We start from the raw sequence: 14,405 nt of genomic DNA on the forward strand, positions 1-14,405 counted from the left end.
GACCCCAAGAGATTCTTTACCCCACCCCCCCCCCGGCGCCCCTTGCCCCGGCGGGGGGCGGGGGGGGGGGGGGGCTGGACAGGAGCCGGCACCACCGCGGCGGGCGCCGGTGGGCGGTAGCCGAGCGCGCTGTGCGGACGCACGGTGTTGTAGGCGACGCGCCAGCACTCGATGAGCACCTGCGCCTCGGGCAACGTGTAGAAGATCTCCCGCGCGAGCAGCTCGTCGCGCAGCTTGCCATTGAAGCTCTCGTTGTAGCCGTTCTCCCATGGGCTGCCCGGCTCGATGAACAGCGTCTTCACGCCGACCTGCGCCAGCCACTCGCGCACCGCCGTGGCGGCGAATTCCGGCCCATTGTCGGAGCGGATGAAGTCGGGTGGCCCCCGTTCGACGAACAGCTCGGCCAGCCGATGCAGGACGTCGTCCGAGGTGAGACGGCGGGCGACGTCGATGGCCAGGCACTCGCGGGTGAACTCGTCGATGATGGTGAGCATGCGTACGCCTCCGGTGAGCACCGCCTTGGCAAAGTAGGGGCCTGTGCCTGAGTTTTGCGTAGCGTGAGATCGCGCGGACGCAAACGAGTTGCAAACGTCATGGCTTACCAGCGTGTCGAAGTTCTGACGGGAACGGAGCGGCGGCGGAGTTACACGCCGGCGGAGAAGGTCCGAATGGTGGAGGAGGCGTTCCGCCCCGGCGCGGTGGTGACGTAAGCGGCCCGCCGGCTGGGCGTGCACGAAAGTCTGCTGTACCGCTGGCGGGGGCTGATGACGGTCGGCGGGGCTGCCGTGGCTGAACCGTCCAGCTTCGTCGCGGTGACCGTCACGCCGGAGCCGACCGTAACCGAACCGCCGGTCGAGAACCTCCCTGACCCGCTCCCACCTCCAGTGCCGCCGGCCACGAACCCAGGGGTCCTTGAGATCATCCTGCCCAGCGGGGCACGCCTGCGTCTGGAAGGGCCGGTCGCCCCGGCCCTGGCGGCGGCCGTCGTCGGAGCCCTGGCATGATCCCGGTACCGAGCGGGGTGCGGGTGTGGCTGGCCACCGGGCACACCGACATGCGCAAAGGCTGGGCGAGCCTGGCGCTGCTGGTTCAGGAACGCTTCGCCCAGGACCCGCACAGCGGCCATTTCTTCATTTTTCGCGGACGCCGGGGCGATCTGGTGAAGATCATCTGGCATGACGGCCAGGGCAGTTGCCTGTTCATGAAGAGGCTGGAGCGGGGCCGGTTCATCTGGCCGACGCCGGCGGACGGCGCGGTGTCGATCTCGGCCGGGCAGATGGGCTACCTGCTCGAAGGCATCGACTGGCGCAACCCGCAGAAGACTTGGCGGCCCGAGGCCGCGGGGTGACTGCGACACGGTGGATCGACGCACCGGTTCAGGGGAGATTGCGGCGGCTCGACGGCGCGACCTCGGGTAAACTGGCGCCATGACCGCTGCCCCGCCCTCTGTCGCCTTGGCCGACCAGATCGCCAGCCTGCGCGCCGCCTTGGCGCAGGCCGAGGCGCGGGCGGACGCATTGGAAGCCGAGGCGGCGCGGGCCAAGGCGAAGGCGTCGAACACCGAGGCGCTGATCGCCAGCCTGAAGCTGGAAATCGAGAAGCTCCGGCGCGAGCTCTACGGCACGCGCTCCGAGCGCAAGGCGCGCCTGCTGGACCAGTTGGAGTTCCAGCTCGAAGAGCTGGAAGCGACGGCCGGCGAGGACGAGTTGGCGGCGGAGCAGGCCGCCGCCAAAACCACCGCGGTGGCGCCCTTCACCCGCAAGCGGCCGTCGCGCCAGCCCTTTCCCGGCCACCTGCCGCGCGAGCGCGTCGTTGTGCCGGCACCGGCGAGCTGCCCGTGTTGTGGCTCGGACAAGCTGTGCAAGCTGGGGGAGACGATCACCGAGACGCTGGAGGTGATCCCGCGCCGATGGAAAGTGATCCAGACGGTGCGCGAACGGTTCTCCTGCCGGGCCTGCGAGACGATCAGCCAGCCGCCGGCGCCGTTCCATGCCACCCCGCGGGGCTGGGCCGGCCCCAACCTGCTGGCCACCGTTCTGTTCGAGAAGTTCGGCCAGCATCAGCCGCTGAACCGGCAGGCCGAGCGTTTCGCGCGGGAGGGCGTGCCGCTCAGCCTGTCCACCCTGGCCGACCAGGTGGGCACCGCCGCCGCGGTGCTGAAGCCGCTGCACGACCTGATCGCCGCGCATGTGCTGGCGGCCGAGCGGCTGCACGGCGATGACACGCCGGTGCCGGTGCTGGCCAAAGGGCAAGACCGACACCGGGCGGCTGTGGGTGTATGTGCGCGACGACCGGCCGTTCGCCGGCCAAGCCCCGCCGGCAGCGCTGTTCCACTATTCGCGCGACCGCAAGGGTGAGCATCCCGAACGGCACCTGGCCGGCTTCACGGGCTGGCTGCAGGCCGACGCGTTCGCCGGCTACAACCGGCTGTACGACCCCGATCGACAGCCGGGGCCGATCAGCGATGTGCTGTGCTGGGCGCATGCAAGGCGCGGCTTCTTCAAGCTGGCCGACATCGCCGCGAACACCAGGCGCGGCAAGGACGCCCCGCCGATCTCACCGCTGGCGCTGGAGGCCGTGAGGCGCATCGACGCCGTCTTCGACCTCGAGCGCGCCCTGAACGGCAAGTCACCGACCGAGCGGCTGGCGGCACGCCAGGAGCACGGCATCGCCCTGGTAGCCGCGCTGGAGGACTGGATGCGGACGGAGCGCGCCCGGCTCTCCCGCAATGCCCCCGTGGCCAAGGCGATGGACTACATGCTGACCCGCTGGGACGGCTTCACCAAGTTCCTCAGCGACGGCCGGCTGTGCCTGACAAACAACGCCGCCGAACGCGGCCTGCGCGGCATCGCTCTGGGCCGGAAAGCGTGGCTGTTCTGCGGCTCCGATCGCGGCGGGCAGCGAGCGGCGATCATGTACGGCCTGATCACCACCGCCAAGCTCAACGACGTCGATCCCCAGGCGTGGCTCGCCGACGTGCTGGCGCGTATCGCCGACCTGCCCCAAACCCGCCTGCCCGAACTCCTGCCCTGGAACTGGAAGGCAATTCGCGAGCAGATGAAAGCCGCCTGACCGCGGCACTCAGCGGATGCTTACGGTGAGTGCCGCCTTGGCAAAGTAGGGTCTGGCGTCTGAGTTTTGCGTGGCGCGTCATCGCGCGGACGCAAACGAGTTGCAAACCTTCGGCATCGACATCCCGACCGACCCGCAGCAGCCGTCCGCCGTCCAACTCAATCTCGATCATGCTGGCACCGCATGGAGTTGGCGGCGTGAGGGGAAGAGCGGACGTGGTGTCTGCCACCTCCACCGGCGCGAAGATGGGCGTCGGCTCGGCCGGAGTGAGCATCTGGCGGCGCCAGCGGAACAGCAGGCTGGGATCGACCCCGCGCCGCCGGGCGACCAGCGACACGCTCACGCCCGGCTCGCAGGTTTCCGCCACCAGTTGCTCTTTCTCCGCCTGCGACCAATACCGCCGGCGGGGTGCCGCCTCGACGATCTCCATCACCAAGGGAGCGCTCGCCGTCATAGGGACAGCACCAGGACTATCCCTATGACAGCGAGCGCTCACCTCCTCCGCAGCGGCAAAACGGCGCGACCACCGCCCCAGAGCCCATCGTCCAATTCCATGGGCTTCAGCATAGGCTTTCAGCGTCAGCCCGCTGCCCTTCCAGGCCTCGACATGACCGCGCCAATAGCTCTCCAGATCCCGACCCGACATCCTCTTACCCCGCTGAACTGCGACCAGCGGAATATTTCATGAACCACAATCACTTCGGATGTGTCGTCACACAACGCTTACGGTCAAATCCCCACCTGAGCAATTGCATATCGGTTGCACCAGCGCGCGCGCAAACCTTACCCTCGATGGCGGATCGCAATGCAGGAATATCCGTAGTGCTTGTCGCGCGCCCGAGCGGATCACGCTATCGTGCGTGCCTCGCGCCAGCCGTCGCCGACCCTACTTGAGCAGAGCAACCCATGGCCAGCCCACTATCGACCGGCGGCGCCGGAACGCACCTCGAGAGCCGTATCGTTGCGGATTATCTAGCGTCAGTCCTCGTTGGAGGCGTGGTCCGCGGACTGCCGGACTGTGTCGCCAAATCGGTGCGAGTCCAGCGCGCCTTCGAGAACGAGCCGCTAGACGACGTGATCGTCGATGCCGAGGGCGCGGACGGCCCGCGGACGATGAGGCTCCAGGCTAAGCGGGTATTCGCATTCGGCGACAACGAGACATTCAACGAGGTGATGAAGCAGGCCTGGGACACGTTCTCGTCTCCTACGTTCCGAGCCGGAAAGGATCGCCTAGGTGTCGCCTTCGGCGCTATCACCGGCGCTGACGAGCATCGACAGACCGCCCTCCACTGGGCGCGTCAAAGCGCCGATGCGGGCGACTTCAGCCGTAGGCTCGCGCAACGCAACGTCGGCAATGCGACTATGCGGAGCTTTGTCACCGAGATCCGGGTCGCGTTAGACAAGGCGTCAGGAGCGCCGATCGACGATGACACGTGCTGGCGGTTCCTCCGGCATTTCGTCCTGCTGCATTTCGACTTTGAGCAGGGGGCGAGTTCGCGGGACGCCGCCCACGCGATCGGGCGGCTGGCGCATGCGCTGGAGCCGGGTACGGAGGGTCGAGCGCAAGAGCTCTGGCAGGCGCTGATCGACAAGGCAGACGTGATGAAGTTCGCGGCGGGCAGTGTCAATCGCGCGACGCTGGCCGAGGAAATTGAAGGAGCATTCTCCCTCGCCGGGCAGCGGCGGCTTCTGCCGGATCTTCAACGCATCATTGCAGCCACCCGCGGAGCGTTGGACGACATCCGACTCGATATTGGCGGCATCACCCTCACCCGCCAGGAGACGATCGAAAAGTTGCTGGAAGCGACGAGGGAGCCTGCTTTCCTCGAGATCGTCGGCGATGCCGGTTGCGGCAAATCTGGCCTCCTGCGCATCCTCGCCGACCGGAAGATGATTGGCGGCCCTGTTCTGGTACTCAAGGCGGGGCGCCTGCCCATCGAGCCTGCATGGGAAGGATTCGCCCGCCTGCTAGGGCTGGAGAACGACATCGACACCCTCTTGTCCGAATTGTCGTGTGTTGGAAGCCCCTGCCTGTTCATCGACGGCGTAGACCGCATCGCCAGTGCCGGCGAGTGGTCGCTGATTAACGATCTTCTGCGCGCCATCGCACGCTCTCCGGCCGCCGCGCGCTGGTCCGTGGTGGTGACCGCGCGGGTGAATGGCCTCGATGGGTACCGTGAGAAGCTGGATCCAGAAGCGCTCCTGTGTTTCCAATCCCGACGCTTCAACGTTGACGAACTCGACGAGGAGGAAATTTCGCTGATCGCCGCCGCGCACCCGCGGTTGGCTCCGCTCATCCACTCCGGCGGACGTGCCCATGCTCTTGCCCACCGCCCTTATCTGCTCACGCGGCTGCTCCGCACGAGGGTTCTTCCATCGGCAGCGCCGTCCGGGGCGCTGACCGAGATCGATTTGATGCTGGCGATGTGGGTCGATGACGGAGGCCAAGGAGAGACGGCGCGCCGGAGGCGGCAGGATGCCCTGCTGGAACTTGGCAAGCGGCGCGTCGCCAACCCCGGTCGCCCGGTTCGCTCGGTGGGCATCGATCCGGGCGCCGTACAGGCCCTAGTGGACAATGATCTGATCCGTGAGGACGAAGCGACCCGGACCGTCGATTTCGTTCACGACATCGTAGAGGACTGGGTGCTATGCCAAGTCCTGGATCACTCGCCCGATGGCGTCCCAAGCGCGCTGGTCGCTGCTGGCCAGCCGCTCTGGTTTCTTGAACCTGTTCGGCTCCACGCGGCATGGTGCTTGGAGCGGGCCAAGGATCCATCGGAATGGCTAGGCTTGGTGAATGAGCTCTCGGCCCCGCCTCTGGAGCCGCGCTGGAGACGCGCGGCGTTGTCGGCTCCGCTGCGTTCGACGCGTGCGGCCGAGTTGTTCGTCCTCATTGCTCCGATGCTGCTCGCGGGTAATGCGGAGCCTTTGCGCGAACTGATGGTAGCGTTGCGCACGGAGGAGGTGGTGCTGAACCCCATCTACCTCGACGCAACCCTATTCCCCGGATTTGATCAGGATGGAAGAGAGCTTCTTGCGCACTACGCTGCGGCGCCACGGCACGGAGCTTGGAAACCTTTCCTCGCTTGGCTGATGCCTCTGCTGCCTCAGTTGGAAGGGCCACTGGTAGACGAGACTAGCCGTGTGCTTGAGGTGGTGCCGAGAGCCTTCCAGACGATGGATGCCTGCGTTTTGCCGCTGTTCGATTGGTTGCCGGCGGCGGTGGCCAATTGGGCTCGCGATTGGCTGTCGGTGCTCGAAGCCGACTATTCCGACGCGGAAGCGGCCGCCCGGGCGAGGACAATCACCACGAACGGAGGGCGGCGTAGCGACGGAAGGCTGGAGGACCGGCTGCGGTATCTTCTATTCGTGGCTGCCGGTGGCGCACCAGATTCCGCTCGCTCCTACCTGCGCGACAGAGCTACGAAGGAGCGTCATGACGCGAGCGATTTCATCCTCGCGAACTCCAATCTGCTGGTTACCCATCTGCCGACGGAATTGGTGGATTTCCTTCTGGCGGTGATGCGCCGCCCCTTGGATCGGCCCTCGCGTTTCCGGAACGATTGGGATTTCGACGTCGATCGGATGATCGAACATGACCATCGGTTCTTCCCGGCCTCGCATGTGCGACCGCCTTTCCTCCATCTTCTCCGCGCCAATCCGGTCGAAGGGCTGCGGCTGGTCAATGGTTTGTGCAATCATGCCGTGGCGGCTTGGCGTGCCCGTCAGGAAGGCAGGGGCAGCACGCCCTCGGCCGTTACGATCTGCTTCCCGTGGGGAGAGCGTACCTTCTGGGGACATGCCCAAGAGTACATGTGGTTCAGAGGCGGAAGCGGGGGGCCCAACTCCATAATGTCCGCACTAATGGCCCTGGAAGCGTGGATGGAGGAGCAGCTCGCCGCCGGCCGGAACGCGGAGGATCTGTTCCGCGCCGTTCTGGAAGGTAACGACAGCATGGGAGCGCTCGGAGCGAGCGTGTCTATTGCGCTCGCTTACCCTTGGCCAACGCTGAGAGCTGCCTTGCCGCTGGTATTGTGCCCTGAAATTTGGGACTGGGACATCTACAGGAGGGTAGTCGATGAAGGATCGCACGTCAACACGATGGGCTTGCCGCGACATCGGCCCTTTCTTCAACCTGTCTTTAAGAGAAATGCCCTGCCTCATCGCAAATCAGACGTGAGAGACCTTGTTTTTTACTATCTATTCTCTGGTGATGAAGCGATCCAGGCGGCCTTTGCGGATCGTGTGCGCGAGCTGACGGAAAAGGAGGCTCTTCGTGAGGCAGCCGAAAGCCAGAATGACGGTGCAGTAGACACCCTGCGGCGCGACACCGTGCAGCGCATGCTATCCAAGGCAAACCGTGCCAACTGGAGAGTGGAGGAGGATCCCGAGCAACATCGTGTGCTCATTGAATACCAGCCTCCGGCAGACATCGACGCGGAAGCAGAAGTGAGCCGCCGAGAATACGAGAGCCTGACTGCCGTCATGCGACTTTCGCTGTGGGCGGACGCACTTCTTAAGGAAGGGCGTCCCAGATCTGAGCTCACGCTGGTCGAGGCACTCTCCGAGGCGAAAGCCCTCGACGCTACCGACTTGTTCGCCACAGCCCGGGACAGCAACGACCTCTTGGCTACGCACCGCGCTGCTGCCGTGGCAGGTGTCGCGGCCGTCGGGGCGCGATCGCAGTCAGATCTGGACGCGTCCGATCTCACTTGGTGCCGCGACGTTCTTCTCCGCGCTGCCAATATGCCGGTCGGCAAGGACTCGTTGCTGATCCGCAAAAGTGTGGTCATATACCATCCGACCATATACGCGGCGGCCGGGCTGGCCGGGCTTGTGGGACGCGACGGTGCAGTTGCCGAAGACCGCGAACAGCTGCTCCGCTTGGTGGCCCACCCCCTGCATTCTGTCGTCCAGGCCCTCTTCGTCGCTCTACAATCTCTGTGGGAGCGCGAGCCGTTGCTCTGCTGGCAGGCGGTCGTGCTTGGCATGCGACTGGCTCTCCCTCTCAGATCGCAGATGCCTAGTGCGTCCAGCCTTAAGCGTGAGAATGGAGAAGCGGTCTGGGTCAGCAACGTCGTAGACGATGCTATCGCGGAATATCGCGCCGGTCGGCCGGGCCTCATGCCCTCGGTACCTCCGCCTTGGATCCGCTCCGCGTCCGGGAGCGACAGTGGTGAGACCGCTGGCTACCAGAGGTCTGATACCGTCTTCCTGTGGGACTTCGCGCCGATAGTCCTGTTCCAGCAGCCGTTGGACCACATACTCGCTGTCCCCAAGCATCGAGCCGCGATCCTCAAGCTCTGCGGAGAACTTGTGACGTGGACCATCGACGAGTGCCGCCCTCCCTGGGCGGACGGCGACGATCGGGGCGGGTATACCCCGTTCGAGTGGGTCGCCGGCTTCATGGAATGGTGCGCCGCGCTCGGAGCACTGGCTCCGAAAGAGGTGGATGCCGCTGTCGTACAGCCGATCCAAGGGGCCCAAGAAGAGACCGCGATGCTGATGATGAGCGACTTCCTGTGTGGATTCCTCTCCAAGCGCTTTCGCCTTGATGAGGCCCCCGACGAGACCTCCGCAGCATCGTGGCGAGAGCTGTGCAATTGGGTCTTCACACACCGGCGTGCTCACGATGCCGGGGAACGCGATTACCTCGCGCGGCATTTCGGAGACTGCGTCGAGGCCATCCTTTTCTCTTTGCGCGGCCGCTGTGTCATCGAAACACCGTGGGCCGGCATGGCGATATTCGCAGATACCGTAAACCGGTGGGTCGAGGTCTTTGGCACCAATCCGCGGGCATATCTCGTATTGCTCGACTTCCTCGGGAAAGCAGGATGGGGGTTGGCGCCGCAGCGCACGGTTGTGTGGCTCTCCGGGATCGCCGAGAAAAAACGTCATGACGCCCGCTTTTGGGATGAGCACGGCAACGGTGAAGCAACAGCGAACTTGCTCGAGCGCTTGGTCAAGGAGCACGCACGAGCGGTTACCGATTCCCCCGAGCTTTTCTCTGGACTGCTCCGAACGAGTGACATCCTCGTTTGCCATGGCGTCCGCCGCGCCGCATTGGTGGAGCAGCAACTCGCGAGGCTCGCCGGAACGGCAAGACCGAGGTGATCCGCGCCCCTTGGCATATCAGCGGAGTCAAACGAAGCACTATGGTGGTGCTATCCAAGTGCTAACCAAAACGTCGTCAAGGCTAATCTCTACCACAGACAGCCAGGCACCCGGACCATGACTCTTAGCATCACGGAAGAAAAGGCGCAGGCGGATCTCAAGTTCGCGCTACAGGATGAGAAGCGGGCGTCTAAACTTGAGAACCTAGCAGCAGCGCTGCTTGGCCGCCTGCTCGGCATTCCGATTGCGATTGCGAAGTCCGGATTTCAGCACGGCGGAGACGGCGGTCCCGCTGGCCGACAGGGTCGGCGGTTTCGGTTGGAGTGCAAGAAGTACAGCGACACCACCAGCTTGAGCGACAGAGAGTTGCTCGGCGAGATCGACCATGCGCTGTCACGGGACGAAGCCCTCGAAGCTTGGATTCTCGTTGCGACCCGTGAGGTCCCGGAGCAGCTTGAGCAGGATCTGACCCAGAAGGGCGATTCCATTGGCGTTCCGGTTGTCATTCTCGATTGGAAGGACCACGGACTCGCATCCCTTGCCGCACTATGCGCCTTCGACCCTGATCTCGTGGAGGCAGAGTTTTCGAAGGTGGCAGGTGCACTAGCTCGCGCCCTTCAACCTGTCTCAGCCGACGAAGTTGCGAAGCTTCGGCGTGATCTCCAATCCTGGTGTCTTGGCTTCGAGGGACTGCGCACGCGGTCGCAGGAGAGGCTTCACAAGATTTGGAACTCACCGCGGACGTCGAACGCCGAACTCGGACAGAACGCAGCTGGCGGCGCGCAGGACAGAAAAATCAGGCGCGAACCAGTCCACGGAGCATTGGACGCGTGGTGGCAAGGCCCTGCGGGGAGCGACGCTCCCGTAGCTATTGTCGGCTGGGACGGCGTAGGGAAAACGTGGGCGGCGCTCGACTGGTTGGTTGACCGGAAACACGAGCAGCCGATTGTCTTGGTTGTCCCATCCTCCGCAGTTGCCGATCTCTCCGGTGTCTCTGAAGCCAGTGTCAAGCAGTTCTTGGCAGACCGTCTCTACGAGCTAAGCGGTGTCCGAGACACGAAGCATTGGATGCGTCGACTTGACTACCTGCTGAAGCGTCCAGCCGGCGAAGGGCCTGTTTTGACCTTATTCTTCGATGGCCTGAACCAAGAACCCTCAGTGCCCTGGCTGCCACTATTGAAGGTTTTGCAGGGTGAAACCTTCGAAGGTCGCGTGCGCGTCATTGTCAGCACTCGCAAGCATCATCTCGATGACAAGCTATCGAAGCTCCGCGGCCTCATTGTGCCAGCCGTACCGGTTATCGTGGAACTCTATGACACGGCATCGGGCGGTGAACTCGATCAAATGTTAGCTTTCGAAGGACTGACCAGGGCCGACCTGCATCCTGACCTCGTTGAGTTGGCGCGTACGCCACGTCTTTTCAGGCTGGTAGTGCGGTTTCGCGACCGCCTCGTGGAAGCGGGACAGGTGACAGTGCACAGGCTTCTCTGGGAGTACGGCCGCGATACCTTTGGAGAACGTGCAGGCAAGTCGTTCAGCGAAACTGAATGGCAGGCTTGGCTAAAAGAGATTGCCCAAAAGTACCGCGACGGCGTCCGGGAATTTACGGTCAAGTCGCTCGGCGAAACGGCGAGCCGGCCTGACCTTTCAGAACGAGAAGTTTACGCGCGGCTGAGCGACATCATCGATGGTCGATTCGCGACGACTGGTCCGTCCGGCAGCCTGCAGTTAACGCCGACTGTTGTCGCGCACGCTCTCGGCGCAGCGCTGCTTGCTCAGCTCGACGGCGCCCCAGCGCCGACTTTCGAGAGTTGTGAAGCCGAACTTATGCAGTGGCTAGACGCCATCGCAGGCTTGGATCAAAGGGCGGAGATCCTCAGGGCCGCAGTGTCGATCTTGGTGGACCGGAGCGATTCACCATTGACACCGGTAGCTGGTGTGCTCGTCACAGCATGGCTGCAGACGCAGAATGTGACAGACAGGCACCGGCAGGAACTCGCAGGTCTAGCCGCGAACCTGACCACCCCCCTGCTCGACGCTGTCGAGCATTCTAGTGGTCGCGCCCATGCATCCGCGCGGCTGTGGGCGACTAACGCTCTGCGCGCAATTCCGCGAACCGATACCACGGCAGCTTCCATCATCAACACCCGCGCTTGCGCGTGGTTTGGAGTTGTCTCACGCGACGTCGACACACGCGAGAGGCCCAACGTGGATTTCGAGCGGCACCGCGCGCAACGGTTCAAAACCCGGATTGGAATTGATGCCTCAGGTCCGCTTACGGTTCTCGGTGTCGCACTCCAACTCGTTGACAGGGACGACGGTATACTGCCGGCGACCGCGCCTTCGATCATCGAAGGCTTCCCGCTGGCATGGTTCACCTCTGCTTTCGAGGCAGCGGCGGTTTCCTTGGCCGTCGGCGGTCAGAACGAGGGATGGGACGGACTCAAATGGCTTTGCCTTCTTAACGAGATTGATCCCAACGAGACAGCGGTCGCTCTACGAAGTCTATCGGCAGCTGTTCGCGTTCGGACGCCAGAGCCTGGCGTGCATCTGGACCTACCGGCTCGCGCTGCCGCATTGCTGCTCTGGCTGAGTGGTCAGGAAATAGACGAAGACACAGCTGCTTCTGTTGAGCCTCGCCTTGATCGAACGCTCAGCTACGAGAAAGATTATGTGTCCCGCCCCGGTCGCAGCTTCTTTCCGCTGGAACGGCGTCACGCGGAAGTTGCGCTTAGCGACACCGAGTTGCCATTTCTCACTCGCGTGCAGCGAACGAAGGAGCTTTGGCTCGATCCGACTTTCGAAATACCATCTGCGTTCATTGAGGAAGCGCGTGCCGCGGCCGCTCGCATTGATGTCACGAAGCTGAATATTCACAGAGGGATCACTATAGAGGATCATCATTTTGAGGAACTTGAGCCTGTTCTTGCACGATGCGCGCCGGACCTGTTGGCTGATTTGACTCTTCGCAAGATCCAGAGCCTTGCGACCTATACACAGGAGTCCCGTTATTGGGGAGCCATCCATGCGACCGAGGCTTTTGTTCTTGTTGGCGATGCTGAGGCGAAGGCCGCCAAGACGTTGCGTTTGAATGGTAATGACGCCGACGATAATCAGGAGATCTACGCTGCGAGCCGCCTCTTGATGTTAGAGCTCCGCGACCTCGACGCACAGATGCAGATACGGACGCTGATTGAAGCTGACCTTAAATTCATTCCGACAGACTTCTCTGAGATTCTACGCCAGCCTACACCTAGCGATGTCGATGCCCTAATCTCCCATTATCAGGTTAGCCCGCCAAAGCAGCAGCGCGACCTCCTGCTGCTGCTGTCGATCCATCCTGTCGCATTCAGCGACACCGCGTGGTCATGGCTAGAGCAGTTCACGCACGCGACTGATCAAGATCTTCAGGGCGTCGCCTTCCAGACGCTGACCTGCGCCGACACGGTTCGCTTTGGGCGGATGCTCGCCACCGCTGGTTGGTCCTGGAGTCCCAACGCGCATTTTTGGATTAATGACTATGGGACCAGTGCGCTCATTCAGGCTACGTCCGCTTTGCCGTTCGATCAGGTGGCGCCAAGGCTGGCGCCATGGCGATTGCTTGAAGCTGCTCGCCTGCGGGGCGCCGATTCTGCGGAAGTTCGATTGGCGGCTGGGATATTGGGGCAGGTGCTTGCGGCGGTAAGAACTAGGGAACCTGATTTGGGTTCAACCCTGTCGGTGGACCGAACCGAAGCAAAGTCGGCACCCTTTGTATTGTCGGTCATGCCGCTGCAGAGCCAGGACCACTCCGATGATCCCGTGGCCGCCTTTGAGGCAGCCATGGATGCCGATGCGCAACTCAAGGCCCACCACCGCGCTGCGGAGACCGCAATCACACGCATACGCGAGGCGCGCATGTCGGGAGCAAGCCTTTACCTTGCCAATGTCGACGCCGAGGACTTCGAACCCGTCCTGCGGCATGCGCCGGACCTAATTAGCCAGTGGCTCGAAGGTTCCGTCGAATACACGACTGATTTCCAACGGCGAGTGCGCTTGGCAGATGCGGCTTTCCTGGCATTGTGCGAGGCCCTTCTCACCCACGCCCCTGAGCAGGGCACTCAATTGTGGCGGGCCCTGCGTCGGATCGTAACTACGCGGTACATAGGGGCGGCGGGGGTTGAGGACCTCATGCACATGGTTTTCCGGGTGCCGGATTCACCGGCCGTGGTTACGCTTCGGAGCGAGTTGCTCGAAGAGCAATGCCATACCGATCAATCTCTGTTTGATCTTGCGATTGCGGCAACCCGCAATGGAAAATCTAAATGGCTCTCGGATGTCATAACAGCGGACCAAGGGTCGCCACTCGCCTGGCGTCGCAAGCGCGGCATTACCCTCGCAGGTTTCACCTCTACTAACGAACTGCCGGTTGCTGGTGCTTGGCCCGATGGTGAAATTCAGACGGGACACGCCGAGCTTGCTCGAAAGTCAGCACGCTCGCGGGCAATCGAAGCTTCCACACGCTATTGGTGGCGCGCATATTTGGCGGCTTTGGACCCGACTGCGGCATACGCAGCTTGGGTCCTATTCCTCCGCTCTGCGGACCGTCGCGCGTGGGCATGGCTTCGTGGAGACGTCCAGGCCGCAAACAGCAATGATGACTTCTTCCATCTGAAGATGAGCCATGCTCAACTCAATAGAACATCGTTGAAGCACGCAATGGAAAAACGGGTCGAAAAGCTCGACAAAATGTTTCTCGGCCGCCCAATCAGGAATGGCATTGGCCCTTGGGGCAAAGAATAATCAAAGGAGAAGTCACTGTAATGGTCTTACCTGAACTCGCAAAGATCTATTAGCTGCAAAGAGGCTGCCGACAACGTGAGCTGCGGTGGTACCGAGAAAACGCACCTTGTTGAGAGGCGCCCGATGAGTACGCATCCAGTGAGTCTTCCAATTACCCACATCCGTTAACATCGCTGGTGACAGCGGTATCCACGTACGCATCCGGTGAGTGCCGCGGTCAGGCAGCTTTCGTCTGCTCGCGGATTGCTTTCCAGTTCCAGGGCAGTAGTTCATGCAGGCGGGTTTGGGGGATGTCGTTGATGCGGGCCAGCACGTCGGCGAGCCACGCCTGGGGATCGACGTCGTTGAGCTTCGCCGTGATGATCAGGCCGTACATGATCGCCGCTCGCTGCCCGCCGCGATCGGAGCCGCAGAACAGCCACGCTTTCCGGCCCAGA

Annotated in this window: 6 protein-coding genes and 2 pseudogenes; 5 read left to right on the forward strand and 3 right to left on the reverse strand. The window is 62.9% G+C overall.

What is annotated here, in order from left to right; translation table 11 throughout:
• Positions 1-497, reverse strand: a pseudogene (locus FZ938_RS29575) (integrase core domain-containing protein); the annotation flags it as partial.
• 231 nt (positions 498-728) lie between these two features.
• On the opposite strand from FZ938_RS29575, the gene FZ938_RS29580 reads away from it, so the two are divergent.
• The 3 genes from FZ938_RS29580 to tnpC all read left to right on the forward strand — a co-directional run bounded on the left by FZ938_RS29580 (position 729) and on the right by tnpC (position 3,072).
• The gene (locus FZ938_RS29580) at positions 729-1,004 is read left to right on the forward strand and encodes a hypothetical protein (protein ID WP_149201748.1); all 276 of its coding nucleotides are present in this window, start codon (positions 729-731) and stop codon (positions 1,002-1,004) included.
• Positions 1,001-1,348: an IS66 family insertion sequence element accessory protein TnpB gene (gene tnpB / locus FZ938_RS29585; RefSeq protein ID WP_149201749.1), complete on the forward strand. Its 348-nt coding sequence runs from the start codon at positions 1,001-1,003 to the stop codon at positions 1,346-1,348. Before FZ938_RS29580 ends, tnpB begins: the two co-directional genes overlap by 4 nt.
• Before the next feature lie 79 nt (positions 1,349-1,427).
• A protein-coding gene (tnpC, locus tag FZ938_RS29590; protein ID WP_149201750.1) for an IS66 family transposase occupies positions 1,428-3,072 on the forward strand; the annotation gives its coding sequence in 2 pieces (ribosomal slippage) (positions 1,428-2,243 and positions 2,245-3,072; 1,644 coding nt in all).
• 106 nt (positions 3,073-3,178) lie between these two features.
• Here tnpC and tnpA read toward each other — a convergent pair.
• Positions 3,179-3,718, reverse strand: a pseudogene (gene tnpA / locus FZ938_RS31605) (IS66-like element accessory protein TnpA); the annotation flags it as partial.
• Between the two features lie 260 nt (positions 3,719-3,978).
• On the opposite strand from tnpA, the gene FZ938_RS29605 reads away from it, so the two are divergent.
• Complete coding sequence (locus tag FZ938_RS29605; RefSeq protein ID WP_149201753.1) at positions 3,979-9,186, forward strand: NACHT domain-containing protein; 5,208 nt, start codon at positions 3,979-3,981, stop codon at positions 9,184-9,186.
• A 117-nt stretch (positions 9,187-9,303) separates the two neighbouring features.
• Complete coding sequence (locus tag FZ938_RS29610) at positions 9,304-13,968, forward strand: hypothetical protein (RefSeq protein ID WP_149201754.1); 4,665 nt, start codon at positions 9,304-9,306, stop codon at positions 13,966-13,968.
• A 217-nt stretch (positions 13,969-14,185) separates the two neighbouring features.
• Here FZ938_RS29610 and FZ938_RS29615 read toward each other — a convergent pair.
• The coding region (locus FZ938_RS29615) for a transposase domain-containing protein (RefSeq protein ID WP_149201755.1) at positions 14,186-14,405 on the reverse strand (220 nt) is incomplete at its 5' end.

The organism is Azospirillum oryzae (assembly GCF_008364795.1).
GTDB lineage: Bacteria > Pseudomonadota > Alphaproteobacteria > Azospirillales > Azospirillaceae > Azospirillum > Azospirillum oryzae.

Excerpts from the sequence above, each read along its gene's own strand:
- tnpB (WP_149201749.1), top strand. The coding sequence starts at position 1,001 with ATGATCCCGGTACCGAGCGGGGTGCGGGTGTGGCTGGCCACCGGGCAC.
- FZ938_RS29605 (WP_149201753.1), top strand. The coding sequence starts at position 3,979 with ATGGCCAGCCCACTATCGACCGGCGGCGCCGGAACGCACCTCGAGAGC.
- FZ938_RS29610 (WP_149201754.1), top strand. The coding sequence starts at position 9,304 with ATGACTCTTAGCATCACGGAAGAAAAGGCGCAGGCGGATCTCAAGTTC.